Genomic DNA, 24,831 nt, shown 5'->3' with positions numbered 1-24,831 from the left:
CCGCAGGCGGTCGATGTCGGAGGAGCTGGACGTTCATGCGCAAGCAAGTCCCCGAACGGCATCGACAGCTCCGGACCTTTGCTTTCGGCGACAGTCCCGCGCTTGCGGATGAATTGCTCGAGCTCGTCGTCAAGGGCATCAAGACCGCAACCTGCAGCACGGAAGACGAACCAAACACCTCCGCGCCGGGTGAGCGTTGGGTGGTGCTGGACGGACGGGGAGATCCACGCTGCGTCATCGAAACCACCGAGATCACCTATCGGCGGTTCAACGATGTCGACGCCGCCTTTGCGCATGATGAGGGGGAGGGCGATCGCAGCCTCGCCTATTGGCGCAACGCCCATCGCGCCTATTTCGGCCGGCTCGGACGGTTCAGCGAAGACATGATGCTGATGTGCGAGCGCTTTCGCCTGATCGAGGTTTTCGGCGATTGATCGGCGCGAGACTGCGCTGGAAAAGGGGCCTGCGGCCCCTTCATCGTTTTACCAGCGGCGCCAGTGACGGTGGCCATAACCCCACGGGCGCGGGCCGTAGAAGCGTCGCGGGCCGCCATAATAGCCGTAGGCGCCGTAATAGTTCGGACGCCACCAGCAGCGACCCCAGGCGTTGCAGACCATCCGCACCTGGTCGACATTCGCCGCCGGGCCGCTTGCGACCTTGTCGGCTTGCGGAATGCCGTTCGGCATCGCAGCGAGCGCTTGCCCCGACGCCAGCGCCGCGCTGCCCAGCGCAGCCAGACCAAGAACAGCAAATTTGAGTGTCATCGCGATCTCCCTCGTTGGTGGCGGGAGAACTTGCGGCGGATCAATTGGTTGCTACCGCAGCGCAGGACCGCGAGGAATTTAATCTTCCTGAACGAAGGTTCAGCTTATGACGCCGTCACGTCCCCCTGAACTGCGGCTTGCGCTTTTCCATGAAGGCCTGCCGGCCCTCGCGAAAATCGGCGCTGTCCATGCAGGCCGTGCCGATCGCCTTGATCGCATCCATGTCGCGTTTGCTTTCGTCTTTCAGGACCTCCGCGATGGTGATCTTGGCGGCCTTGATCGCGAGCGGCGCGTTCTGCGAAATTGTCGTGGCGATCGCCATGGTCTCGCCCCAGAGCTGGTCGTCCGGGATCACGCGTTCGACGAGACCAATGCGCAGCGCCTCGGTGGAATCGATGCGCATGCCCGTGTACATCAGAAGCCGCGCCCAGGACGGCCCGACCAGCGATACCAGATGCTTCAAGCCGTCATAGCCATAGGCGATGCCGAGTTTTGCCGCGGGAATGCCGAACTGGCTGTCATGCGCGGCGATGCGGATGTCGGCGAGCATCGCGACCTGCATGCCGCCGCCGAGGCAAAAACCCTGGATGCAGGCAATGGTCGGCTTCGGGTAATTGGCGAGCAGTGCACGTTGGGCGGCGCTGCGCTTGCTATATTCCTCTGACGCTGCTGCGTTGTGGCGGGTCTTCTCGAACTGGCTGATGTCGGCGCCGGACACGAACGCCTTGCCGCCGGCGCCGCGCAGGATCACGACGCGCACGGAATCGTCGTCGCGCAAGGCTGTCAGCGCCGCGCCGAATCCCTCCCACATCTCCAGCGACATCGCGTTGCGCTTGTCTGGATTGTTGAAGGTGATCACGCCAACGCCGTCGGTGATCTGTTTGAGGATCTTGCCGTCGGCGTAGGGAGTTTCATTGGAGAGATCAGGCATTGCGCGCTCGCTTGTCGTCAGCCGAGGCGCAATGTGCGACCGGGTCGGGGCCCGGGTCAACCGCGGCAGCGGATGCGGCTTTGCATCCGCCCGTGCCGCGATTGCATGCCTACTGCGCCATGTGCGCGGTCAGCGGGTGGCTGCCGGCATTGCTGAAGAACGCGGCCTCTTCGGCGGTCGCCTCCAGCAACTGCTCGTCCTGATTATAGACGTCGTTGCGGAACTGGATGGTCTGGTCCTTGGTCATCCAGGCCGTGAGATAGATCCAGGCCACCGGCACCTTCCTGGCCATGGGGATCTCGAGGTGCTGCCCGGTGGCGATCTCGGTGTCGATTGCGGCGCGGCTCCACTTCGGTTGGTCCTTGAGCAGCCAGGCGGCGAGATCGCGCACGTTGTCGACGCGCGAGCATCCGTGGGAATCGAAACGGTAGTCGTCGCTGAACAGATTGCGCTGGTTGGTGTCGTGCATGTAGACCGAGTAGGAGTTCGGCATGTCGATCTTCACCGCGCCCAGCGCGTTGAACGTGCCGTTCTGCTGGCGCACGGTGAAGTTCGGCGTGTGCGCGCCCGACCAGTCGACCGAATGCGGATCGATCGGATTGTCGTGGGCATCGAGCACCTCCATGTGCATGCGCGACAGGTAGGTCGGATCCTTGCGCATGTGCGCCGAGATCTCGGTCTTGGCGATCGAGGAGGGGACCGTCCAGGTCGGGTTGAGCACGACGCCGGTGATTTGCGCTGTCAACGTCGGCGAGGGCTTTTCGGTCTTGCCGACAATGACGCGATAGCGCCGTACCACCACGTCGTTCTCGACCGCCTCGGCGAAGGCGGCAGGAATGTTGACCACGACATAGCGCTGGCCAAAGCTGAAATTGGTGTTCTCGAGCCGCTCGAGCGAGGCCTCCAGTTGCCGGATGCGCTTCTGCACCGTGACGTTCATGGCCGCGATCGTGCGTGGCGTCATCGTGCCCGTGGGCGCGAGACCGTGGCGGGCCTGGAAGCGTTTCACGCCATCGGCGAGATCCTGGTCGAATGGGCCGCTCGCCTTCTCGGCGGCGAGGTCACTGGTCAGGATCAGCCGCTTGCGCAGGAGGTTGTCATTGGCGCCCTGAACACCGAGTGCGAACTTGGCGTCTGTGGGGATCGTCGGCCAGCCGCCGCGCACGGCGAGATCGGAATAGCTTAGCGCCGCGTCCTTGATCCGCTGGGCGGTGGCCTCGTCATAGGTGGGCTCATGCGTCAGGGCGAGCGCCGCGGCCGAGCGGCTCTCGGCGGTCGACGCCGGTGCGGCGGCGGCTTTGGGGGCCGGGGCGTGAGCCGGGTTGGCGGCCGCAGGCACCGTGCCCGACGAAGCGGCGGGCGAGGTGCTGGGCGAGCTATTGGGCGAAGTATTGGTCTTGGGGCCGGCCTGGCCCGTGGTCTCGGTCTGCGCCAACGCGGAGGCGCTGGCAAAGAGGCCCATGGCAATGATCACGGCATGGCGTTTCGACATCTGTCTGGTTTTCCCCATGAGGACGAGGCCCGCAACGGGCGCTCGCATCGGCGCATCCCGGCCGCCCTCGCGGCACGCGCCGATTCGCTGAAATCGGCGTCGACGCTAGGGCATCGGGGTTGCGGTCCCATTAAGCGCGGTACATCAAGCCCCCACGCATCCTGCGCCGAGGCTCTCGATTAGGTCGCAGCAAGGTGGGAACGGGTTCGCGAAAACCGCGGGCAATGGCAGCCGTATGCCAGCAAAACCGCAAGGAAAAGGGGCGGCCAGGCCGCCCCGCAAAGCCAGGACCGCGCGCGGATGGCGCGCAGGCCACATCGAATCCGTCAAGTCTCGTCCAATCCGGCCGCGCCCCCGCGACGCGGCGGATTGAACAATCGGCCGTGAAGACCGGACCGCCGACCGGATCAGCTTTCGTTCGCTGCGATCGATTCCATCAGCGAGACGAGCTGACGCTGCACCGTCTGATCCTTGATCTTGCTGTAGGCGCGCAGCAGGCGGAGGCTGAAAGCCGAATCCAGGAACAGGAGGCTTTCGACTTCGCGGGCCTTGTTGTCGCCGTCATAGAAGAAGGTCACCGGCACATCGAGGGCGGAGGCGATCTGCTGAAGCCGAGCCGCGCCGACACGATTGACGCCCTTCTCGTATTTCTGGACCTGCTGGAAGCTGACGCCGAGCTTTTCGCCGAGCTCAGCCTGCGAGATCTTCATCTCGACGCGCCGCAGACGGATCCGTTTGCCAAGCTCAATGTCCGGCTTGCCGGCACTGCGCTGCTTCATCCTTTTCGCCGCTGCTTTCATCTCTGTTTTCACCTTTGTTCTTCGGTTGAAAATCCCCCGAAGAGCTGGGTCAGGGGTTCGCCCATATACGACTCCTTGAACTCGTGCGGATGCACGAACTCCTCCTTAAACCACGGGAAGCGAGCTGGATTGAAAGCCTCGATCAGCCAGTCAATCATGTGCCGCACGCGCGGAATCCGGCCGCTACCGGGATGGTAGGACAACCAGATATCCAGCGGTCGGTTCAACTCGACCTCCAGTGGAATCAACTTCCCGCCAAGCGCGATGGCATAGCTCGGGAATACGCCGATGCCGGCGCCATTCGCGACCGCCCAGTAATTGGCGCTCGAGACGTTGGTCTTCATGACCAGAAGGTCACGCTCCGGAACGCCCGGGAAGAAGCTCTCAAAAGATTCCTTGGCGGCGATCTGATCGGCGAACTGCAGCACCAGGCGGTGCTTGATCAATTCCGCTGCCGAGCGCGGCGCGCCATGTTTCTCGACGTAACTCTTGGAGGCCCAGAACATCAGGTGCATGCGGCCGAGCCGCACCAGCTTGACGTCGAGCGCCGAAGGCCGCGCCAGATGGATGGCGACGTCGGCCTCGTGGCGGGAGACGTCGGCCGAGCGCATCGCGCAGTGCAAATCGACCAGGATTTTCGGATAGGCCTGCTGGAATTCCACTAGTCGCGGAGCGAGCCAGAACGTGCCCAATCCCTCGGTGACGGCGACGCGGACTTCGCCGGTAAGCGCGTTGCCCGTCGAATCGCTGGTGCGCAGTACGTCGAAGGCGGCCGCCTCCATGCGCTCGACGGCGGAGACCACCAGCGCGCCTTCATCAGTGAGATGGGTGCCGTGGACGTCGCGCGTGAACAGAGTGGTGCCGGTCTGGCGCTCGAAATCGTCGATTCGGCGGCGAACGGCGTTGATCGACAGCGACAGGCGTTCGGCCGCCGAGCGGAAACTTCCGCATCGAACGACTTCCAAGAATATGCGGGCCGCATCCCAATCGGAGAGGCCGCTGATGTTTGTCTTTAGGCGTTCCTCCTGCGGAACGCCCCTTTCCGCCAAGGAGTGCATACAAGTCCCTTCGGACCGCTAAACTGGCAGAATCTAGCGCAAACCACAACCACGACGGGTTGGGGAGCGGTGAGTTTTGAACGCCATACTTACCGCGCCCAAAGTGGTATTGGAGTGTGTTTGCGGTTGGGAATCGGGCTGATTTTTGCCCGGAAGAGGGGTAGACGTGCGTTCCGTTGCGAGCCTCGAAATGGCTGCGGGATTGCCGGGTCCATGTAGACCGGAGGGTGGCGCGCGAAATGTCGTGCGCTCCCGTGCGATGGATCCGTCGCGCTGGCTCAAGCGTTTCCCCTCAGAACGTTCCGATTTGCGCCGCCGGACGATGCCGTCCGGAACCGGGGTTTCGACGCGGAAACACATTGAAATCGTCTTCGAGGGCACGGATTCCTCATGCTATCCTTGGCTCACTTTGGGGGCCCAGGGGATTGTTCCAAGCACGTCTCGCAGGCCGAACTAACGGAAAGAACGCCGGTGTCGCATCCAGACGAACAATTGCAGTCGGTGCTCGAGACGCTCGAGGAGTGCCGCAAGGTTCTCAACGAGAGCAACAACCGCGAGTCGGCTGAGCTGCTCTCGATCGTCATCCTCGATGTCAGGATGAAGCTCAAAGGTATCGACAGTGCCGACCTCAAGGCGCTGTGCGACGAAATGCTGCGGAGCGCTGCCAGCGAACCGCTGCCCCCTTCCAAGCAGACGCAGGACCAGCCCCGGCGTCCGCTGCTCCGCGTGGTGAAGTAGCCGCGCCGCCGAAGCTCGCTTTTTGACGAGTTTTGTGCGCGTCCCGATGCCGCATCTGTGATCGCAGACGGCATCGGGAGGAGCCCTGGTTTGATCGCGCCTCTGTTGCGCATTCTCCGGCATCGGCTACATCTGAGCCGGTTCGGCTCCGGTCCCGTGCGCGCTCCCCGCGTCCAGCCCGAGGGCCCGGGATGGCTCCGACTGCATCATGCAAAATGTTTCGATCACGGCGGCGCTGATTGCCGGCCTCGTCAGCTTCCTCTCCCCGTGCGTTCTGCCCCTGGTTCCGCCCTATCTGATCTATCTCACCGGCGCCACGATCGAGCATGTCGAGAGCGACGAGCCGGCCTCGGCCTCCAAGCGTGCCATCATGATGGCGGCGTTGCTGTTCGTGCTCGGCTTCTCCACGGTGTTCGTGGCGCTCGGCGCCAGCGCCTCGCTGGTCGGCGGACTGATCCGCGCCTGGTCGGCAGAACTGTCGATCCTCGCCGGCATCGTCATCATCGTCATGGGCCTGCACTTCCTCGGCTTGACCCGCATCGGCCTGTTGATGCGCGAGGGCCGGCTGCCGATCCCCAAGCCGGTCGGCCTTTGGGGCGCCTACATCATGGGCCTCGCCTTCGCCTTCGGCTGGACGCCCTGCATCGGCCCGATCCTCGCCGCGATCCTCTCGATCGCCGCGGCCGAGGCAACGGTGACGAAGGGGGCGGGCCTGCTCGCGGTCTATTCCGCCGGCCTCGGCATTCCCTTCCTGATCGCGGCGTTGATGGTCGAGCAGTTCTCGACGCTGTTCGCACGCATGAAGGGCCACCTCGTCAATGTCGAGCGGGCCATGGGCGTGTTGATGGTGATCACCGGCATCGGCTTTCTGACCGGCGCGGTCTCCAATGTCAGCATCTGGCTGCTCGAGACGTTCCCGGCGCTGCAGACGATCGGCTAAACGCTCACTGCAAACCGCGCCAGCGCCTCGCGGTCGATCTCGATGCCGAGCCCTGGCCCGTCGGGCACGCGAACGACGCCGTTCGCGTGCGCGATCGGCTCCGTCAAGATCGCTTGCCGGATCGGATGCTCGGTGCGGTCGAATTCGAGCATCGGTTCGAGCGGCGCCAGCGAATTCGGCGTGTGCGAGGGCAGCACGGCGAGGAGCTGGAGCGAGGCCGCGATCGCAATCCCGGTGCCCCAGACATGCGGATTGTAGCGGATGCCGAAGGCCTCGCTCATGTCGGCGATCTTCTTGCACTCGGTGAGGCCGCCAGCTGCGCAGGTGTCGGGCTGGGCGATATCGAGCGCGTGTGAGGCAAACAGGTCGCGGAAGCCGAAGCGCGTGAACTCGCACTCGCCACCGGCGATCGGGATCGTCAGTGCGGCTTTTACCGCGCGATAGCCCGCGACATCCTCCGGCGGCACCGGCTCCTCGAACCATCCGATGTCGTGGCATTCGATCAGCCGTCCGAGCCGGATTGCGGCGACTGCGTCATAGGCGTGGTTGGCGTCGACCATCAGCGCGACATCGCCGCCGATCGCCTCGCGCACGGCGCGCGTGACTGCGACATCGTCCGCGATGCCGAAGCCGACCTTCAGCTTCACGGCGCGAAACCCTTCCGCGGAGTAACCTGCTGCTTCCTCCGGCAGATATTTGAGCGGATCGCCGGATCTGCGCCGGTAGAGCCCGGTCGCATAGGCCTGCACCTCTTTGCGCGCCGCGCCGCCGAGCAGCTGATGCGCGGGCACGCCAAAATGCTTGCCCTTGATGTCCCATAGCGCGATGTCGATGCCGCTCAGGCCCTGGATGACGACGCCCTTCTGGCCGTGATCGCGCAGGCGCGCGTAGATGGTCTGCCACAGCACGTCGGTGTGCAGCGGGTCCTCGCCGATCAGCCAGGGCGCGACGCTTGCAACCACGGCTGCCGTCATCCGCGCCGGCCCGTAGCATTCGCCCCAGCCGGTCAGGCCGTCGTCGGTCTCGATCTCGACCAGCATCGCGGCGCGGGTGTTGTACCAGGCCCGCGAATAAGCGAAGGGCTGCGAGAGTTTTGCTTCGAGAACGTGCGCGCGGACCTGAGTGATCTTCATTGATGATGTCTCCCCTTCACCGCGTTTCGTCCAGAGCGCAGATCACCGTGCAGACCACGCCCCGCGGGAGGAAGTCGACAGTCGCCTCGCCGCCGAGCTGGTCGCGCGCGCTGCGCTCGATCAGGCGCGAGCCGAAGCCGCGCTGCACCGGCGCCGTCACCAATGGGCCGCCGAGCTCGGTCCAGATCAGCCGCAGTCGCGGCTTCGGTGCGTCGGAGATGACTTCCCAGTCCAGCGTCACCCGCCCGGTCTCGTTGGAAAGCGCGCCGTATTTCGCGGCGTTGGTGGCGATCTCGTGCACGATCATCGACAGCACGACCGCAAGCCGCGGCGACAGCGGCACGGCGGGGCCGGCCATCCGGATGCGATCGGGATTTGCGAGCAGGAACGGCTGGAGCGCGCGTGCGATCACGTCCCTCAGCTCCGAGCCTGTCCACTTCTCCTGGCTGAGGAGATTATGCGCTTGGGCCAGCGCACCGAGGCGTCCCTCGAACTTCGTTCGCTCGTCGCGGCTAGCGCTGCGGAAGGTCTGCACCGCGATCGCCTGCATCAGTGCCAGCGTGTTCTTGACGCGGTGGTTGAGCTCCTCGATCAGAAGATTGTGCAGCATCTCGCCGCGCGCGATCGCCGTTGCCATCCTGACCGCAAAGGTGAGGCCGATCAGCAGCAGCACGCCGCCGATCAGGCTGGTGATCGCGATGTTGCGCCAGAGCGGTGCGATCAGCGAGCTCTCGGTGACGCCGGCAGCGACGGTCCAGCCGGTCAATCGCGATCGCGTATAGGCCGAAGCAAGCGGAATGCCGTCGAGCGACACGCTCGACAGAGCCGCCTCGGGCGAGCGGAACATGGCTTCAAAGAGTGATGGCGAAGCCTGCTTGCCGAAAGTCTCACCTGGGTTAGGCGCGCGCGCGAACACAATGCCCTTGCTGTCCAGCAGCGACACGGTCCAGTGCTCGTCCGGGCGCTGCCGCTCGATCAAGTGCTGGAAGATGTCGATCGGCGGGCTGAAGGAGAGCGCGTAGACCACCTCGCCGTCGCGCATCACGGGGACCTCGACCGTGACGATCGGCCGCTTCTTGGTTGATCCGGTGAACAGATCGGAAAACTGCGGCGTCCTGCTCGCAAAGACCCGTTCGACGATCTCGTGGTTGTTGCGTGGCGGCAGATTGGCGATGTCGGTCGTGACCGTCGAGAACAGCTGGCGCCCGGATTTGTCGGCCAGCAGCAGGACGCTGTCTTCGCCATATTGGCTGATGAAGCCGATCGCGAGACGTCGGAAACTGTCGAAGTCCCCGTTGCGCAAGGAATCGCTCAGTGCGAGCACCTGCAAGCCACCCGTCATCCGCTGCACTTCGGAATCGAGCACGAGGCGCATGCTTCGCACCGTTTCGAGCACCCGGCGAGTCGCGTCGCTGCGGTCCTGGCGATAGTTGGAATAAGCGAGGCCGACGGCAAAGACGATCAACGGCAACATCGTTCCCGTGACCAGGAGAGCGAGCCGGACCGGCAAAGTGAGCTTTGACAAACGCGGGCGTCCCGGTTCCTGCGCAATTGCGCCGGATTATGATTTTGTCAAACCATACGGGCAGGACTTGCACCGCGCCACGATTTTGTGCCGCGGCGTAGATCAGGACAGGGAATTTTGCGGTGCAGTTGTCGTTGCCGGCGCCTCAGCTCATGCTGATGGCGGTGAGCAGCAGGCAGACGGCATAGATGGCCGCGAGGCTCAGCCCGGCGATCCGGGCTTCTCGATGCGGTGTCATGGATCAACTCCGAGAGGGGCGGCTGCCTTCCTGGTGGCCGCCCGTCCGGTATGCCTCAATCAACTTCCTGCACGACCGTCCGCGTGCCGGGATCCACCAGCATCACGCGCTCCCCGGAGTAGACGTAGCGATACTGCGTGAGCGACGGACCCCAATCGGCCGGGACCGCCTCGAGCTCGACTTCACTCGGAACCTTCGCGCCGACGATGATCTTCTCCTTGGTCGTCACCGGCCGCAGGTGGTGCTCAGTGACATAGGATTTGATCCGCGTCCTGTATTGCGGCTCGATTTGAATCGTCGCGGCGTGACCGGTTCCGGTCGTGGTCACCACGGTCGATTGCGCGAACGCGCCGGTCGAGATCATCACCACCGCCGCAGACAGCAGGAACAGCTTTTTCATTTTGTCCTCCTCGGGAATAAGCGCTGCACCAACATTCCATGGAAGGTGACGTTCCCCGCTCGCTAGGAACAAATTACTAGTTTTTCCCGTTCATCCCTCGACCGGGCGCGGAACGTCCCGGACATTGGAGGAGGAGAGAATGAAGCTGAGGATCGCAACCGCGGCAGTGATGATTGCTGCGTTTACCCTGCCGGCGTTCGCGGCCGACGAATTCTATGTCGTGCAGGACGTCAAGACCAAGAAGTGCACCGTCGTCGACAAGAAGCCGATGGACGCGAGCATGACCGTCGTCAGTCCCTCAGGCGCGATCTACAAATCGCGCACCGAGGCTGAGAGCGGCATGAAGACCGTCAAGGTCTGCACGTCGAACTGAGGAGGACGAGACAATGCCAGTTCTGATTCTGTGGGCCGTACCGGCCGTGCTGGTGATCGGCGGTGGCATCTATCTGATCGGCCACTTCCACTAGGCAAGAAAGCAAAAGCAACGGGCTCCGCGATCACGCGCGGAGCCCGTTGCAGCAAGTGTTAGGAATCTCAGAGATTGCTCTCTGTGATCGCCGCATAGACCATGCTGCGGAGTTCGCGGCGGAGTGGATAGGCGCTCGACGGCAGCACCTGCGTCATGAAGATGGTGATCAGCTCTTCAGCCGGATCGATCCAGAATGACGTCGTGGCTGCGCCGCCCCAATTATACTCGCCGGGGCTGCCGGCGATCAGCGTTTCCGCCGGGCGCATGGTCACGGCGAAGCCGAGGCCGAAGCCGATGCCGTTATAGCTGGCCTCCGAGAACAGCGAACGCGACACCTCCGGCAGCGCCTGTCCGCCCGGAATGTGATTGCTCGTCATCAGCGCCAGCGTCTTGGGTCCGATCAGGCGGACGCCGCCAAGCTCGCCGCCGTTGAGGAGCGCGCGGCAAAAGGTGAGATAGTCGGCCACCGTCGAGCAGAGCCCGCCGCCGCCGGAGATGAGGGAGGGCGGTGACAGGAACGAGCTCGTGGTCGGGTCGTCCTGAAGTGTGATGCCCTCGCGGCGCTGCCCGGCATGGAAGGTCATGCCGCCGCCCGGATCGGCCGAATAGCAGGCGGCGAAGCGATGCGCCTTGGAGGCCGGCACGTAGAAGTCGGTGTCGATCATGCCGAGCGGATCGAGAATGCGTTGCTTCAGGAACTGCTCGAACGGCATGCCCGAGATCTTGCCGATGAGATAGCCGATCACGTCGGTCGAGACCGAGTAGTTCCAGGATTCGCCCGGCGAGAACTCGAGGGGAATCTTCGCGAGCGCATCGATCATGCCCTGAAGCGTGCCGGACTTCTCAACCTCACCGATCTTTTCGGCCCGATAGGCGGCATCGACGTTGGAGCGCTGCTGGAAGCCGTAGGTGAGACCGGAGGTGTGACGCAGCAGATCGACGATCAGCATCGGCCTGGACGGCGGCCGGGTCAGGAAAGCCGGCGAGGTGCCGGCAACGAACACGCCGAGATTCTTCCATTCGGGAATGTACTTGGCGACGGGCTCGTCGATCGCGACCAGGCCTTCCTCGACCAGCATCATGAAGGCGACGCTGGTGAGCGGCTTGGTCATGGAATAGATGCGGTAGATCGTGTCGTCCTTGACCGGCGCCTTTCGCTCGACGTCGGCAAAGCCCTGCACCGAGCTGTGGGCGATCTTGCCGCGGCGATAGACCAGGAGCTGTGTGCCCGGGAAGCGGCCGGCATCGATGTACCGCTTCTTCAGATGGGCATCGACGCGGTCGAGCGCGGCCTTGGACATGCCGACGGATTCGGGCGAGGCGGGGGTGGGGGCGAGCATCAGTTCCTCCGGGCAGTTTTGTGGGACGTTGATAGCCGAAATGGCGCCCCCATTCCAAGCGGGTCACGCTTAACGCGGGCCCGCCGGTTGGTGTAGGCTCCGCTTGGAACGCCGCCAAGGAGCCTCTCAAGATCCCGAGGGGGCCAACGAGAAAAACCCAGGGCAACGCACCATGACCCAGTTCAACGAGACCGAACTCACCGAAGCCGTCGTCAAGAGCTTCGACAACGCGCCCGATCCGCGTGCGAAATTCCTGCTCCAGGAATTGGTGAAGTCGCTGCACGAATACGTGAGCAAGACCGGTCTCACCTTCGAGGAGTGGGATTATGCCATCGATTTCCTGACCCGTACTGGCCAGAAATGCACCGACACCCGCCAGGAGTTCATTCTGCTGTCCGACGTGCTCGGCGTCTCCATGCTGGTCGATGCGGTCAATCATCGCGATCGCGATGGCGCGACAGAGACCACCGTGCTGGGCCCGTTCTATGTCGGCGAGCACAAGGTCACCGCGCATGGCACCGACATTTCGCCGAACAATCTCACCGGCGAGAGGATGTTCGTGCAGAGCCGCGTTACCGATCTCAAGGGTAAGCCGCTGGCGAATGTTCCAGTCGACGTCTGGCATGCCGACGATGACGGCTTCTACGATTCCCAGAAAGCCAATTATGATGAAGTCGGCGCCTCGGCGCGGGCGCGCTTCATCACGGACGCTGACGGCCGCTTCTCCTTCCGCACCATCCTGCCGTGCAGCTATCCGATCCCGACTGATGGGCCGGTGGGCGAGATGATCGTGCAGACCAAGCGCCATCCGATGCGCCCCGCGCATGTGCATTTCCTGGTCAATGCGAAGGGCTACGAGCCGCTGATCACCCATGTCTTCATGGACGGTGACAAATATCTCGATTCCGACGTGGTGTTCGGCGTCAAGGACGACCTTGTCGCCAAGGTCGAGCCGCGCATCGATCCGACGATGCCCGACGGCACCAAGGCGAGCGGGCAATGGCACCTGATGACCTACGAATTCCACCTGAAGCCCGGCGGTGGTATCGCACCCAAGCCGTTGGGGACCAAGGCGGCTGAGCCGGCCTAAGCACGGCGTCAATCGCGGTTGCCTAGTTTATATGCGGCGCACAAAATTTGAGCGATGCGCAAATTTGGCGAGCGCGCCGAGCGCTGCGACAACCCGGCGCAGGTGGATTAACATACTAATTCTAAAAGACTTTTCTGCCTGATTGGCTTGGCACGAAGCTTGAATTGATCAAGCCGACGCCATTGATGCCGTCCCGCGAGACTTCTCATCCGATTGCTGACGCCACCAGACGGGGGTCCCCCGTCATGCGTCCGCATGCGCCAACGCCGGCGCGACGGACGGACGGGCTGCTCGCGCGCACTGACGCCGACAATTCTGCAACGATGCAAAGGACGACACTGCCTATGACCAAGCGCACCCGCCAGCCCTCGGGCCTGAGCCGCCGTCAATTGTTGAAGGCCACCGGCTCGACCGCCGCACTTCTCGCCGCCGCCAAGCTGAATTTCCCCGCCGGCGCCTTTGCGCAGGACGCAGGTCCCGAGGTCAAGGGTGCCAAGCTCGGCTTCATTGCACTGACCGATGCGACCCCGCTGTTCGTCGCCAAGGAGAAGGGCATCTTCGCCAAATACGGCATGCCCGATGTCGAGGTGCAGAAGCAGGCCTCCTGGGGCACCACGCGCGACAACCTGGTGCTCGGCTCCGAAGGCAACGGCATCGACGGCGCGCATATCCTCACCCCGATGCCGTATCTGATCTCGGCCGGCAAGGTGACGCAGAACAACCAGCCGACGCCGATGTACATCCTGGCGCGCCTGAACCTGAACGGTCAGTGCATCTCGGTCTCCAAGGAATATGCCGACCTCAAGGTCGGAATCGACACCGCGCCCTTCAAGATCGCGCTGGAGAAGAAGAAGGCCGGCGGCAAGGCGGTGAAGGCGGCGATGACCTTCCCCGGCGGCACGCATGATCTCTGGATTCGCTACTGGCTCGCCGCCGGCGGCATCGATCCCGACAAGGACATCGAAACCATCGTGGTGCCGCCGCCGCAGATGGTCGCCAACATGAAGGTTGGCACCATGGACTGCTTCTGCGTCTGCGAGCCCTGGAATCTCCAGCTCATCCATCAGGAGATCGGCTACACCGCAATCACCACCGGCGAGCTCTGGGACAAGCATCCCGAGAAGTCGTTCGGCATGCGCGCGGCCTGGGTCGACAAATATCCGAAGGCGGCGAAGGCGCTGCTGATGGCGGTGATGGAAGCCCAGCAATGGGCCGAGAAGGCGGAGAATCGCGAAGAGGCCGCGGCGATCTGCGCCAAGCGCCAGTGGATCAACTGCCCGGTCGAGGACATCACCGATCGTATGAAGGGCAAGTTCGACTACGGTACCGGCCGCGTCGTCGACAACTCGCCGCAACAGATGCGGTTCTGGAAGGACCAGGCCTCCTATCCGTTCCAGAGCCATGACCTCTGGTTCCTCACCGAGGACATTCGCTGGGGCAAGTACGAGCCCGGCTTCGACACCAAGGCGCTGATTGCCAAGGTGAACCGCGAGGATCTCTGGAAGGACGCAGCGAAGACGCTCGGCGTTGCAAGCGCCGACATCCCGACCTCGACCTCGCGCGGCAAGGAGACCTTCTTCGACGGCAAGGTGTTCGATCCCGAAAATCCGGCAGCCTATCTGAAGTCGCTCGCAATCAAGCGCGTCGAAGTCTGATGGAGCCCTGCGGCCGCCTTCGGGGCGGCCGCATCGTCTTTTGAAGCCGGAGAGGGATTTCGATGAACATGCCTGCCACGAAGATTGAGGTTGAGATTGCGGCACCCGCGCCCATTGCCGCGCCGGTCGTCGCGATGACGCTGAGGCGTCCGCCGCGCACCGAAACCTACGCATGGATGGCGCGCGAGCTCGCCGTGCGCGTCATCCCGCCGCTGGTCGTGATCGCGCTGCTGACGCTGGTGTGGGAGCTGGTCTGCCGCCGCGCAGGTTCTGCGCTGCCACCGCCGTCAAAGGTGTTCAAGGACACCAAGGAACTGATCTTCGATCCGTTCTTCGACCATGGCGGCATCGACAAGGGCCTGTTCTGGCATCTCTCGGCCAGCCTCCAGCGCGTTGCGCTCGGCTACTCGCTCTCGGCGATTGCCGGCATCGCGCTCGGCGTGCTGGTCGGGCAGTCGGTCTGGGCGATGCGTGGGCTCGATCCGCTGTTCCAGGTGTTGCGCACGATTCCGCCGCTGGCCTGGCTGCCGCTCTCGCTTGCCGCGTTTCGCGACGGCCAGCCCTCGGCGATCTTCGTCATCTTCATCACCTCGATCTGGCCGATCATCATCAACACCGCGGTCGGGATCCGCAACATCCCGCAGGACTACCGGAACGTTGCCGCCGTCGTGCAGCTCAATCCGCTGGAGTTCTTCGCCAAGGTCATGATCCCGGCGGCGGCACCCTACATCTTCACCGGCCTGCGCATCGGCATCGGCCTGTCCTGGCTCGCCATCATCGCGGCCGAAATGCTGATCGGCGGCGTCGGCATCGGCTTCTTCATCTGGGACGCCTGGAACTCCTCGCATATCAGCGAGATCATCCTGGCGCTGTTCTATGTCGGCATCGTCGGCTTCGTGCTCGATCGCCTGATCGCGGGCCTCGGCAAGATCGTCACCCGCGGCACGGCGCAGAACTGAAGGAGCAGAGCACATGACCGCCTATCTGAAGCTCGATCATATCGACAAGATCTTCACCCGCGGCGCCGCGACGACCGAGGTGCTCAAGGACATCAACCTGACGATCGAGAAGGGCGAATACGTTTCGATCATCGGCCATTCCGGCTGTGGCAAGTCGACCCTGCTCAACATCATCGCAGGCCTCACCAACGCCACCATCGGCGGCGTGCTGCTGGAGAACCGCGAGGTCAATTCGCCGGGGCCGGATCGCGCCGTGGTGTTCCAGAACCACAGCCTGCTGCCGTGGCTCACCGTGTACGAGAACGTCAAGCTCGGCGTCGACAAGGTCTTTGCCAGGACCAAGTCGAGGGCCGAGCGTGACGCCTGGGTGATGCACAATCTCAACCTGGTGCAGATGGCCCATGCCAGGGACAAGCGGCCCTCCGAAATCTCCGGCGGCATGAAACAGCGCGTCGGCATTGCCCGAGCGCTCGCGATGGAGCCGAAAGTGCTGCTGCTGGACGAGCCTTTCGGTGCGCTCGACGCGCTGACCCGCGCCCATCTCCAGGATTCCGTGATGGCGCTGCATCAGAAGCTCGGCAACACCATCTTGATGATCACCCACGACGTCGACGAAGCCGTGCTGCTCTCCGACCGCATCGTCATGATGACGAATGGCCCTTCCGCACGCATCGGCGAGGTGCTGGAGGTGCCGCTCGCTCGGCCGCGCAAACGGCTCGATCTCGCGACCAACGCCACATACCTGAAGTGCCGCCAGCGCGTGCTCGAATTCCTCTACGAGCGCCATCGCTTTGTCGAAGCCGCGTAACGCATCGTTAACGCGTGAAAACGCTGCGCCTAATTTTGAATCATTAAGCTCAATCCTTGTGCGTCGCACACGGATTGAGCGAATCGCAAAATTTGCGTGCGAAATGGGCCTGCAAATATTTCGGGCAATTCGAATAAGTCGCTGAATTCCCTGTATTTCCCAATCGCGGGCAGTTGGCACGGAAGTTGAATTACCTTGTCCGACGCCAACGACGACGTCCCTCAACATCATCAATCAGCATCGTGAACTCGCCACCGGGGCTTGGCCTCGGCGCGCGCCTCCATGTGGAGGCAGAGCCTGCAACGACGCAGCGGTGAGCCTAGAAGGGATTTGCAATGACGAAGAATCCGACTCTCAGTCAGACCTGGATTTCTGACTGGCGCCCCGAAGATGAGGCGTTCTGGAATGCGACTGGCAAGACTATCGCAAGGCGTAACCTGATCTGGTCGATCGTTGCCGAGCATATCGGCTTTTCGGTCTGGCTGATCTGGAGCATCGTCACCACCAAGCTGCCGCAGGCAGGCTTCCACTACTCGACCGACGAGCTGTTTCAGCTCATCGCGGTGCCGGGGCTGATCGGCGCATTGATACGCTTCCCCTACACCTTCGCGGTCACGACCTTCGGCGGCCGCAATTGGACCATTTTCAGTGCCGCGGTGCTGTTCATCCCAACGCTCTCGCTTGCCTATTTCGTGAGCCAGCCCGATACGCCGTTCTGGCTGATGCTGCTGGTGGCCTCCACCGCCGGTCTTGGCGGCGGCAATTTCGCCTCGAGCATGACCAATATCTCCTTCTTCTTCCCGGACAGGATGAAGGGGTGGGCGCTCGGCCTCAACGCGGCCGGCGGCAATATCGGCGTCTCCAGCGTGCAGCTCTTGACGCCGATCCTGATGACGCTTGCCGCCATCAACCTGTTCCAGGCGACACCGGTCGACGGCATCTTCCTGCAGAACGCCGGCCTGATGTGGGTGCTGCCGATCGCGGTCGCGGTATTCGGTGCGGTGTTCTTCATGAACAACCTCACCTCGGCGAAGTCGTCGATCAGGAACCAGCTCGCGGTGGTCAAGCGCAAGCACACCTGGATCATGGCCTATCTCTATATCGGCACGTTCGGATCCTTCATCGGCTATTCGGCGGCATTCCCGCTGCTGATCAAGACGCAGTTTCCGACGGTGACGATCTCGATCGCCTTCCTCGGGCCGCTGGTCGGCTCGTTGTCGCGACCGATCGGCGGCCTGCTCGCCGACAAGATTGGTGGTTCCATCCTCACTTTCTGGAACTTCATGGCGATGGCTGCTGCAACCGTCGGCGTGCTCTATTTCGTCGGGCAAAAGGACTTCACCGGCTTCCTGGCGATGTTCCTGATCCTGTTCGTCACGACAGGCATCGGCAACGGCTCGACCTACCGCATGATCCCCTCGATCTTCCGCGAACAGAATTTGTTCAAGGTGCGCGGGCAAGGCGATGCGGCGCGCGCGGTCGCGCTGAAGACGGCGAGCATCGAGAGTGGTGCGGCGGTCGGTTTCATCGGTGCCATCGGCGCGGTCGGCGGCTATCTGATCCCGAGTGGCTTCGGCAAGTCGATCGCCTTGACCGGCGGACCGCAGCTCGCGCTTGCGATCTATCTCGGCTTCTACGCCTCCTGCCTCGCTCTCACCTGGTGGTTCTATCTGCGTCGCAGCCCGCAGGGTGAAGGCGCACCGGGCCTCGCCAGGGCACGCGTCTGACACTTGGTACGAAAATCGCTTCTCCCCGTACGCGGGGAGAAGTCTCTCTGGTGACGTTTGACCCATGAACTTTTTCCGCAATGACGCGGACAAAGGCAGACCGAAACAGACAGGAAACCATCATGACGCCTCAGCAGATCGCCCTCGTGCAGCAGAGCTTTTCCAAGGTCGCGCCGATTTCAGAAGCAGCCTCAAAACTGTTCTACGACCGCTTGTTCGAGGTCGCCCCGTCCGTGCGCGCGATGTTTCCCGAGGACATGACCGAGCAGCGCAAGAAGCTGATGGGCATGCTCGCCGCGGTCGTCGGCGGTCTGTCGAATCTCGAAACGATTCTTCCCGCGGCATCGGCGCTCGCCAAGCGTCACGTCGCTTACGGCGCCAAGGCCGAGCACTATCCCGTGGTCGGCGCGACTTTGCTTTGGACCCTGGAGAAGGGCCTCGGCGAGGCCTGGACGCCCGAACTCGCCACCGCCTGGACCGACGCTTACGGCGTGCTGTCCGGCTACATGATTTCCGAGGCCTACGGCCCACAGGCGCAGGCCGCCGAATAGGAGATGTCTTGTGAGTGAACCGCTGGTCATCGTCGGTAACGGTATGGCGGCAGCTCGTCTGGTCGACGAGCTCGCCAAGACCGCGCTCGGCCGCTACGCGGTCGCTGTGATCGGCGAGGAGCCGCGGCTCGCTTACAATCGCGTGCTGCTCTCCTCGGTGCTGGCCGGCGAAACCGGCTCGCACGAGATCGAGCTCCGGCCGGCAGACTGGTGGCGCCATCGCGGCGTCACCGTGCGCTACGGCTATCGCGTCACCGAGATCGACACCGGCCGCCGCGAGCTCAAGATCGAGGGCGAGGAGAGCATGGAATACTCCAAGCTCGTGCTCGCGACCGGATCGACGCCGCTGCGGCTCAACGTGCCGGGCGCCGATCTCGCCGGCGTGCACACCTTCCGCGACAGCCGCGACGTCGACCTGCTGTTGACGCTCGCTGCCGCCAGGAAGCGCGTCGTCGTGGTTGGCGGCGGCTTGCTCGGGTTGGAGGCGGCGTACGGGCTTGCCAAGGCCGGAGCGCCGGTGACGCTGCTGCATCTGATGGACCGGCTGATGGAGCGCCAGCTCGATCTGCCGGCCGCCGACCTGCTCAAGACGCTGGTCGAACGCAAGGGCATTCGAATCCTGCTCAACGCGTCGACTGCGCGGATTCATGGCGAGGGCCATGTCGAGGCCGTCGAGCTCGCCGACGGCAGTCGCATCGAAGCCGACGCCGTGATCTTCGCCGCCGGCATCAGGCCCAACATTGCCCTTGCCAAGGAGGCCGGCATCGCGGTCAACCGCGGCATCGTCGTCAATGATGTGATGCAGACCGCATCATCGGACATCTACGCGCTCGGCGAATGCGCCGAGCATCGCGGCAGCTGCTATGGACTGGTCGAGCCCGCGTATGAGCAGGCGCGGGTGCTGGCGCGGCATCTTGCCGGCCGGCCCGCCGCCTATCAGGGCAGCGTGGTCTCGACCAATCTGAAGGTCTCCGGCGTCAGCGTATTCTCCGCCGGCGACTTCATGGGGGGAGACGGCAGCGAGAGCCTCGTTCTCACCGATCGCAGACGCGGCACCTACAAGAAGCTCGTCATCGCCGATGGCCGGCTCACCGGCGCCGTGCTGATCGGCGATACCGTTGATGCGCTTTGGTACCTCGAGCTGATCCGCAATCGCGAGAAGGTCGCGGCGATCCGCACCGACATGATGTTCGGCCGTGCGCTGGCGCACCCTCCCAAGGCCGCTTGATAAGGCAGCGTAAAATGACGGCAATCGATCCCACGCTGCGCGCAACCCGAACGACCTGTCCCTATTGCGGCGTCGGCTGCGGCGTGCTGGCGACGCCTGACGGCAAGGGCGGGGCGGCGATCGCGGGCGATCCCGATCATCCCGCCAATTTCGGCCGGCTGTGCTCCAAGGGGTCTGCGCTCGGCGAGACCGTCGGCCTGGAAAGCCGTTTGCTGTATCCGATGATCCGCTGCAAGGGCGTGCTCGAACGGGTCGCCTGGAGCGATGCGCTCGATCATGTCGCCCACCGCATGCAGCACATCGTGGCACGCGATGGCGCCGACGCGGTCGCGTTCTATCTCTCGGGGCAGCTGCTCACCGAGGATTATTACGTCGCCAACAAGCTGATGAAAGGTTTCGTCGGCACCGCGAATGTCGACACCAATTCGCGGCTTTGCATGTCGTCCTCGGTCGCCGGCCATCGCCGTGCCTTCGGCGCCGACACGGTGCCCGGCTGTTACGAGGATCTCGACCAGGCCGATCTGCTCGTCTTCGTCGGCTCGAATGCCGCCTGGTGCCATCCGGTGCTGTTCCAGCGCATGATGAAGAACCGGCAGGAGCGCGGCGCGCGCATGATCGTGATCGATCCGCGTCGGACCGACACCGCCAGCGACGTCGATCTGTTTCTGGGCCTCAAGCCCGGGACCGACACCGCGCTGTTCTCGGGCCTGTTCGTCCATCTCGCCGACAGCGGCGCACTCGATCACGACTACATCGCGCAGAACACCTCGGGCTTCGACGATGCGCTCGCACGCGCGCGCAACATCGCCGGTAGCGTCGCCGCGACCGCGCTCGCGACCGGGCTGTCCGAGCAGGACGTCGCCACCTTCTTCAAGATGTTCCGCGACACCGAGAAGGTCGTCACGCTCTATTCGCAGGGCGTCAACCAGTCGGCGCAGGGCACCGACAAGGTCAACGCGATCCTGAACTGCCATCTTGCGACCGGGCGCATCGGCAAGCCCGGTGCGTCGCCGTTCTCGCTCACCGGCCAGCCCAATGCGATGGGCGGCCGCGAGGTCGGCGGCCTCGCCAATATGCTCGCCGCGCATATGGGTTTCACGCCGCCGGACATCGACCGCGTCAAGCGGTTCTGGAAGGCGCCGCGAATCGCCACGCATGAGGGCCTGAAGGCGGTGCAGCTGTTCGAGGCGATCAACCGCGGCGAGGTCAAGGCGCTGTGGGTGATGGGCACCAACCCCGCGGTGTCATTGCCCGATGCGGACATGGTCCGCGATGCCCTAAAGAAGCTCGAGCTGTTCGTGGTCTCCGAGAACGTGCTCTCCAACGACACGGTCGAGGCCGGCCCGCATGTGCTGTTGCCCGCGCTCGCCTGGGGCGAGAAGTCCGGCACCGTGACCAACTCCGAGCGCCGCATCTCCCGCCAGCGCTCGTTTCTGCCGGCACCGGGTGAGGCGCGCCCCGATTGGTGGATCCTCAGCGAGACCGCCAAGCGCCTCGGCTTTGGCGACAGCTTCAACTACAAATCCGCTGCCGAGATCTTCCGCGAGCATGCTGCGCTCTCGGCCTACGAGAACGACGGCAGCCGCGACTTCGACATCGGCGCACTCACTTCGCTGTCCGACGAGGCCTTCGACACCTTGAAGCCGGTGCAGTGGCCGGCACGCGAAGGCGAGGCGCCCGGCGAGCGCTTCTTTGCCAAGGGCGGCTTCTTCACCAATGACGGCAAGGGCCGCTTCGTCGCGCCGGAGGTACCGGCGCTGCGTGGCGAGACCGGCGCGTCGCGTCCCCTGAGGCTCAACACCGGACGCATCCGCGACCAGTGGCACACCATGACGCGCACGGGCCTGAGCCAGCGGCTCGGTGCGCATCTGCCCGAGCCGTTTGTCGAGATCCACCCCGACGACGCGGGCAAATACGGCATCGTCCATGACGGCTACGCCCGCATCACGACCGATTACGGCCAGTGCATCCTGAAGGCCGTCGTCAGCGAAGGCCAGCAGCGCGGCGCGCTGTTCGTGCCGATCCACTGGAGCGCGATGAATGCCTCGCACGGCCGCGTCGGTGCGCTGGTGCAATCGTTCACGGATCCGTTCTCGGGGCAGCCGGAATCCAAGGCGACGCCGGCCGCGATCGCTCCTTACGAATTTGTCTTCCGCGGCTTCGCGCTCTCGCGGGAGCCACTCGATCTGCCGCCCAACCTGTTGTGGACCCGCGTCACGGTCACTGGCGGCTTCGGCTATCTCTTCGCTGACAACGCGGATCTATCACGCTGGCCGGTCTGGCTCGACGGTGTCGGCGGCGAAGACGTCGCCGACTATCGCGATTTCGGCGGCGGGGTTTATCGTGCGGCCTCATTTTCGGGCGACCGCATCGAGACCTGCCTGTTCGTCGGCCCCGCGCATGATGCCGGCGACTGGGAGGTGGTGAAGAGCGCGTTCGCAGCCGATCGCGTCACCGACGATCAGCGCCGCATGCTGCTGTCGGGCAAGTCCAGCGAAGGTGCCGCCTCGACCGGCCCGATCGTCTGCGCCTGCTTCGGCGTCGGCCGTGGTACCATCTGCGAGACCATCGCAAACGGCGCGCGCACCGCCGCCGAGATCGGCGCAAAGCTCAAGGCCGGCACGAACTGCGGTTCCTGCATCCCCGAGCTGAAGCGGCTGATTGCGACCACGGAAGTGGCGCCGGCGAAGCAGGCCAAGGTCGCGAGCGCGGCGGGGTAGGTCAGGCTCTTTCCGTCGTCATTGCGAGCGTAGCGAAGCAATCCAGAATCCCTCCGTGGAAAGACTCTGGATTGCTTCGCTGCGCTCGCAATGACAGTTGGATGCAGCTGGGCGAGATATTTCCCCATCGTCGTCCTGGCGAAAGCCAGGACCCATTACCCCGGTCAGTGTTGTCGAGGCGCACTGCAGCCACCATCTACTGCAACAACATCTCCCTGTGGTAATGGGTCCTGGCTTTCGCCAGGACGACATAAGATCGGAGATAACCATGAACAAACATCCCTTCGGCAAGACCGGCACCAGCGTCTCCGTGATCGGGCAGGGCACCTGGTATCTCGACCATGGCGATCGCAAGCGTGCGATGGCTGCGTTGCAGCGCGGGCTCGATCTCGGCATGAGCCATATCGACACCGCCGAGATGTATGGCGATGCCGAGCTCGTCATTGCCGATGCGATCGCCGGCCGCCGCGACGAGGTGTTCCTCGTCTCCAAGGTGCTGCCGAGCAACGCCTCGCGCCGCGGCACCATTACCGCTTGCGAGCGCTCGCTGAAGCGGCTGAAGACGGATCGGCTCGATTGCTACCTGCTGCACTGGCGCGGGTCGTATGACCTTGAAGACACCGTCGCCGCATTCGAGGAACTGGTCAAATCAGGCAAGATCAAATCCTGGGGCGTCTCCAATTTCGATGCCGACGATCTCGACGAGATCCTCGACGTATCAGGCGAAGGCAAGATTGCCTGCAATCAGGTGCTCTATCATCTCAAGGAGCGCGCCATCGAGCATGCGGTGATCCCGTGGTGCGAGCGGCACGGCGTCGCGGTTGTCGCCTATTCGCCGTTCGGGCACGATGACTTTCCGGATGAGCGCAGCAAGGGCGGCGCCGTGCTGGCGCGCATCGCCGAGGCGCGTCGCGCGACGCTGCGTCAGGTCGCGCTGAGCTTTCTCACCCGTGCGACTACGGTGTTCGCGATCCCGAAGGCGTCGTCCGCGGAACATGCCGGTGAAAATGCGGCCGCCGGCGATCTCGTGCTGACGACAGACGAGATATCGGCGCTGGATGCGGCGTTTCCGCGCGGTCCAAAGCCGCGCAGCCTGCCCATGCTGTAATGCACAAACGTCTATTATTAATGGAGTATTGACGCGCGCGGACCTGAGCGCATATCGGCATCCTGTTTTCGGAAGTTGTGAAAGCGGCGCATTTGTCGTTTTTATGGGCGGTTCTCGATTCGCATTCTTGCCGGGTTCCCACCGTGACACCGCCGCCCGCCGCAGCCGCAAGGCTCGACAGTATTTCTATGCCCATGCCTCAGACGAAGCAGGAGGCTCGCCGCGCGCCTGCGCGCGTCGATCATCCCTTCAAGGGCATCGCGCTGGTGCTGCTGTCGACGGTATTTCTCGGCTGCTCCGACGTCACCGCGAAATATCTCTCGACCAGTCTGCCGTCGATCGAGATTACCTGGATCCGCTTCGTCACCTTCGCGCTGATGTTCACGCCGGTGATGCTACCGGGCTCGCCGCTGCATGCGATGCGCACCGAGCGATTGAGCTTGCAGCTGATGCGGGGTGTCGCGTTGCTCGGCTCCTCGCTGTTCTTCATCACCGGCCTGCGCTTCTTGCCGATCGCGGAAGCCTCCGCCACGGGCTTCGTCTCGCCGCTGTTCGTCACCGCGCTCTCGATCATCTTCCTTAGCGAGAAGGTCGGCATGCGCCGTTGGATCGCAACCGCGATCGGCCTGATCGGCGTGATGATCATCCTGCGTCCGGGGTCGAGCGCGTTCCACGTCGCCGCCTTCTTCCCGATCGTCTCGGCGTTCTGCTGGGCCGCAGCGCTGATCATGACGCGCCTGATGAGCGGGCGCGAGGCCGTGCTCACCACGATGGCGTATTCGGCTCTCACCGGCGTTGCGATCCTCAGCATCATGGTGCCGTTCGTCTGGGTCACGCCGACGTGGACCGGAATCGGGCTCGGCATCGTCGTCGGCCTGGCTTCCACCATCGGCCAGTGGATCATCGTGCTCGCCTATCGTTATGGCGATGCCTCGGTGCTGGCGCCGTTCTCCTACACGCAGTTGCTGTGGGTCAGCATTTTGGGCTTCTTCCTGTTCGGCGAAGTGCCTGACGTCTGGACCGTCACGGGCGCGGCCTTCATCGTCGCCAGCGGCCTCTATATCGCCCATCGCGAACGCATCCGCCGCGCCCAACTGCTGGTGCAGGCCGCGCGTTCTCCGAACCCCTGACGCAAGTCGACCTGCCCTGAGACGTGC

Annotated in this window: 23 protein-coding genes; 14 read left to right on the top strand and 9 right to left on the bottom strand. The window is 63.7% G+C overall.

Going from position 1 to position 24,831, the window contains the following annotated elements:
* Positions 1-35 precede the first annotated feature (35 nt).
* On the top strand, positions 36-434 hold the full coding sequence (locus ACWAT4_RS29090; RefSeq protein WP_449728679.1) for an ASCH domain-containing protein: 399 nt from the start codon (positions 36-38) through the stop codon (positions 432-434).
* Positions 435-482: 48 nt separating this feature from the next.
* Here ACWAT4_RS29090 and ACWAT4_RS29085 read toward each other — a convergent pair whose 3' ends face one another.
* The 5 genes from ACWAT4_RS29085 to ACWAT4_RS29065 form a co-directional block, all read right to left on the bottom strand.
* Positions 483-764: a hypothetical protein gene (locus tag ACWAT4_RS29085; RefSeq protein ID WP_212297888.1), complete on the bottom strand. Its 282-nt coding sequence runs from the start codon at positions 762-764 to the stop codon at positions 483-485.
* Positions 765-879: 115 nt separating this feature from the next.
* Positions 880-1,695: an enoyl-CoA hydratase gene (locus ACWAT4_RS29080; protein ID WP_449728678.1), complete on the bottom strand. Its 816-nt coding sequence runs from the start codon at positions 1,693-1,695 to the stop codon at positions 880-882.
* A 109-nt stretch (positions 1,696-1,804) separates the two neighbouring features.
* Positions 1,805-3,187: a L,D-transpeptidase family protein gene (locus tag ACWAT4_RS29075; protein WP_449728677.1), complete on the bottom strand. Its 1,383-nt coding sequence runs from the start codon at positions 3,185-3,187 to the stop codon at positions 1,805-1,807.
* A gap of 407 nt (positions 3,188-3,594) precedes the next feature.
* Positions 3,595-3,966, bottom strand: coding sequence for a helix-turn-helix domain-containing protein (locus tag ACWAT4_RS29070; RefSeq protein ID WP_020608151.1), 372 nt, complete (start codon positions 3,964-3,966; stop codon positions 3,595-3,597).
* Between the two features lie 29 nt (positions 3,967-3,995).
* The gene (locus ACWAT4_RS29065) at positions 3,996-5,045 is read right to left on the bottom strand and encodes a LysR family transcriptional regulator (protein WP_212297893.1); all 1,050 of its coding nucleotides are present in this window, start codon (positions 5,043-5,045) and stop codon (positions 3,996-3,998) included.
* Positions 5,046-5,516: 471 nt separating this feature from the next.
* On the opposite strand from ACWAT4_RS29065, the gene ACWAT4_RS29060 reads away from it, so the two are divergent.
* Both ACWAT4_RS29060 and ACWAT4_RS29055 read left to right on the top strand, forming a co-directional pair.
* Positions 5,517-5,783, top strand: a complete 267-nt coding sequence (locus ACWAT4_RS29060) for a hypothetical protein (protein WP_212297894.1) — start codon at positions 5,517-5,519, stop codon at positions 5,781-5,783.
* Between the two features lie 208 nt (positions 5,784-5,991).
* Positions 5,992-6,723, top strand: coding sequence for a cytochrome c biogenesis CcdA family protein (locus ACWAT4_RS29055; protein WP_212424891.1), 732 nt, complete (start codon positions 5,992-5,994; stop codon positions 6,721-6,723).
* On the opposite strand, the gene ACWAT4_RS29050 is transcribed toward ACWAT4_RS29055, so the two are convergent.
* The 3 genes from ACWAT4_RS29050 to ACWAT4_RS29040 form a co-directional block, all read right to left on the bottom strand.
* On the bottom strand, positions 6,720-7,856 hold the full coding sequence (locus tag ACWAT4_RS29050) for a mandelate racemase/muconate lactonizing enzyme family protein (RefSeq protein WP_449728676.1): 1,137 nt from the start codon (positions 7,854-7,856) through the stop codon (positions 6,720-6,722). The genes ACWAT4_RS29055 and ACWAT4_RS29050 overlap by 4 nt on opposite strands.
* A gap of 16 nt (positions 7,857-7,872) precedes the next feature.
* Entirely contained in the window at positions 7,873-9,330 is a 1,458-nt protein-coding gene (locus tag ACWAT4_RS29045; RefSeq protein ID WP_449731280.1) for a sensor histidine kinase, read from the bottom strand.
* A 344-nt stretch (positions 9,331-9,674) separates the two neighbouring features.
* Entirely contained in the window at positions 9,675-10,019 is a 345-nt protein-coding gene (locus ACWAT4_RS29040; protein ID WP_212297897.1) for a DUF1236 domain-containing protein, read from the bottom strand.
* A gap of 139 nt (positions 10,020-10,158) precedes the next feature.
* Here ACWAT4_RS29040 and ACWAT4_RS29035 point away from each other — a divergent pair, with 139 nt between their 5' ends.
* A complete protein-coding gene (locus tag ACWAT4_RS29035; RefSeq protein WP_212297898.1) occupies positions 10,159-10,392 on the top strand; it encodes a hypothetical protein in 234 nt (77 codons plus the stop codon).
* A gap of 161 nt (positions 10,393-10,553) precedes the next feature.
* Here ACWAT4_RS29035 and ACWAT4_RS29030 read toward each other — a convergent pair whose 3' ends face one another.
* Positions 10,554-11,828 (bottom strand): serine hydrolase domain-containing protein, encoded by a 1,275-nt coding sequence (locus ACWAT4_RS29030; protein WP_449728675.1) that lies wholly within the window; start codon positions 11,826-11,828, stop codon positions 10,554-10,556.
* A gap of 172 nt (positions 11,829-12,000) precedes the next feature.
* On the opposite strand from ACWAT4_RS29030, the gene ACWAT4_RS29025 reads away from it, so the two are divergent.
* The 10 genes from ACWAT4_RS29025 to ACWAT4_RS28980 all read left to right on the top strand — a co-directional run bounded on the left by ACWAT4_RS29025 (position 12,001) and on the right by ACWAT4_RS28980 (position 24,804).
* Positions 12,001-12,918, top strand: coding sequence for an intradiol ring-cleavage dioxygenase (locus tag ACWAT4_RS29025; RefSeq protein ID WP_212297900.1), 918 nt, complete (start codon positions 12,001-12,003; stop codon positions 12,916-12,918).
* A 344-nt stretch (positions 12,919-13,262) separates the two neighbouring features.
* Entirely contained in the window at positions 13,263-14,573 is a 1,311-nt protein-coding gene (locus tag ACWAT4_RS29020; protein ID WP_449728674.1) for a CmpA/NrtA family ABC transporter substrate-binding protein, read from the top strand.
* Between the two features lie 62 nt (positions 14,574-14,635).
* The gene (gene ntrB, locus ACWAT4_RS29015) at positions 14,636-15,532 is read left to right on the top strand and encodes a nitrate ABC transporter permease (RefSeq protein ID WP_449728673.1); all 897 of its coding nucleotides are present in this window, start codon (positions 14,636-14,638) and stop codon (positions 15,530-15,532) included.
* A 13-nt stretch (positions 15,533-15,545) separates the two neighbouring features.
* Entirely contained in the window at positions 15,546-16,340 is a 795-nt protein-coding gene (locus ACWAT4_RS29010; RefSeq protein WP_212297903.1) for an ABC transporter ATP-binding protein, read from the top strand.
* A 335-nt stretch (positions 16,341-16,675) separates the two neighbouring features.
* Positions 16,676-18,067, top strand: a complete 1,392-nt coding sequence (locus ACWAT4_RS29005) for an MFS transporter (RefSeq protein WP_449728672.1) — start codon at positions 16,676-16,678, stop codon at positions 18,065-18,067.
* 122 nt (positions 18,068-18,189) lie between these two features.
* A complete protein-coding gene (locus tag ACWAT4_RS29000; RefSeq protein ID WP_212424895.1) occupies positions 18,190-18,618 on the top strand; it encodes a globin family protein in 429 nt (142 codons plus the stop codon).
* A 10-nt stretch (positions 18,619-18,628) separates the two neighbouring features.
* Complete coding sequence (locus tag ACWAT4_RS28995) at positions 18,629-19,846, top strand: NAD(P)/FAD-dependent oxidoreductase (RefSeq protein ID WP_212424896.1); 1,218 nt, start codon at positions 18,629-18,631, stop codon at positions 19,844-19,846.
* Positions 19,847-19,860: 14 nt separating this feature from the next.
* Positions 19,861-22,566, top strand: a complete 2,706-nt coding sequence (locus ACWAT4_RS28990; RefSeq protein ID WP_212424897.1) for a nitrate reductase — start codon at positions 19,861-19,863, stop codon at positions 22,564-22,566.
* Positions 22,567-22,834: 268 nt separating this feature from the next.
* Positions 22,835-23,674 carry an aldo/keto reductase gene (locus ACWAT4_RS28985; RefSeq protein ID WP_212424898.1) on the top strand — a complete coding sequence of 280 codons (840 nt, stop codon included), beginning with the start codon at positions 22,835-22,837 and terminating at the stop codon, positions 23,672-23,674.
* Between the two features lie 188 nt (positions 23,675-23,862).
* Positions 23,863-24,804 carry a DMT family transporter gene (locus ACWAT4_RS28980; RefSeq protein WP_212424899.1) on the top strand — a complete coding sequence of 314 codons (942 nt, stop codon included), beginning with the start codon at positions 23,863-23,865 and terminating at the stop codon, positions 24,802-24,804.
* Positions 24,805-24,831 lie beyond the last annotated feature (27 nt).

It is taken from the genome of Bradyrhizobium sp. T-1, assembly GCF_053592855.1.
This window is presented reverse-complemented; position numbering and strand designations above follow the sequence as displayed.

Bases quoted from the DNA above. Each gene is read 5' to 3' on its own strand.
- ACWAT4_RS29075 (WP_449728677.1), bottom strand. From the start codon at position 3,187: ATGTCGAAACGCCATGCCGTGATCATTGCCATGGGCCTCTTTGCCAGC.
- ACWAT4_RS29065 (WP_212297893.1), bottom strand. From the start codon at position 5,045: ATGCACTCCTTGGCGGAAAGGGGCGTTCCGCAGGAGGAACGCCTAAAG.
- ACWAT4_RS29090 (WP_449728679.1), top strand. From the start codon at position 36: ATGCGCAAGCAAGTCCCCGAACGGCATCGACAGCTCCGGACCTTTGCT.
- ACWAT4_RS29055 (WP_212424891.1), top strand. From the start codon at position 5,992: ATGCAAAATGTTTCGATCACGGCGGCGCTGATTGCCGGCCTCGTCAGC.
- ACWAT4_RS29080 (WP_449728678.1), bottom strand. From the start codon at position 1,695: ATGCCTGATCTCTCCAATGAAACTCCCTACGCCGACGGCAAGATCCTC.
- ACWAT4_RS28985 (WP_212424898.1), top strand. From the start codon at position 22,835: ATGAACAAACATCCCTTCGGCAAGACCGGCACCAGCGTCTCCGTGATC.
- ACWAT4_RS29025 (WP_212297900.1), top strand. From the start codon at position 12,001: ATGACCCAGTTCAACGAGACCGAACTCACCGAAGCCGTCGTCAAGAGC.
- ACWAT4_RS28980 (WP_212424899.1), top strand. From the start codon at position 23,863: ATGCCCATGCCTCAGACGAAGCAGGAGGCTCGCCGCGCGCCTGCGCGC.
- ACWAT4_RS29030 (WP_449728675.1), bottom strand. From the start codon at position 11,828: ATGCTCGCCCCCACCCCCGCCTCGCCCGAATCCGTCGGCATGTCCAAG.
- ACWAT4_RS29070 (WP_020608151.1), bottom strand. From the start codon at position 3,966: ATGAAGCAGCGCAGTGCCGGCAAGCCGGACATTGAGCTTGGCAAACGG.
- ACWAT4_RS29050 (WP_449728676.1), bottom strand. From the start codon at position 7,856: ATGAAGATCACTCAGGTCCGCGCGCACGTTCTCGAAGCAAAACTCTCG.
- ACWAT4_RS29000 (WP_212424895.1), top strand. From the start codon at position 18,190: ATGACGCCTCAGCAGATCGCCCTCGTGCAGCAGAGCTTTTCCAAGGTC.
- ACWAT4_RS29010 (WP_212297903.1), top strand. From the start codon at position 15,546: ATGACCGCCTATCTGAAGCTCGATCATATCGACAAGATCTTCACCCGC.
- ACWAT4_RS28990 (WP_212424897.1), top strand. From the start codon at position 19,861: ATGACGGCAATCGATCCCACGCTGCGCGCAACCCGAACGACCTGTCCC.
- ACWAT4_RS29020 (WP_449728674.1), top strand. From the start codon at position 13,263: ATGACCAAGCGCACCCGCCAGCCCTCGGGCCTGAGCCGCCGTCAATTG.
- ACWAT4_RS29040 (WP_212297897.1), bottom strand. From the start codon at position 10,019: ATGAAAAAGCTGTTCCTGCTGTCTGCGGCGGTGGTGATGATCTCGACC.
- ntrB (WP_449728673.1), top strand. From the start codon at position 14,636: ATGAACATGCCTGCCACGAAGATTGAGGTTGAGATTGCGGCACCCGCG.
- ACWAT4_RS29085 (WP_212297888.1), bottom strand. From the start codon at position 764: ATGACACTCAAATTTGCTGTTCTTGGTCTGGCTGCGCTGGGCAGCGCG.
- ACWAT4_RS29035 (WP_212297898.1), top strand. From the start codon at position 10,159: ATGAAGCTGAGGATCGCAACCGCGGCAGTGATGATTGCTGCGTTTACC.
- ACWAT4_RS29045 (WP_449731280.1), bottom strand. From the start codon at position 9,330: ATGTTGCCGTTGATCGTCTTTGCCGTCGGCCTCGCTTATTCCAACTAT.
- ACWAT4_RS29005 (WP_449728672.1), top strand. From the start codon at position 16,676: ATGACGAAGAATCCGACTCTCAGTCAGACCTGGATTTCTGACTGGCGC.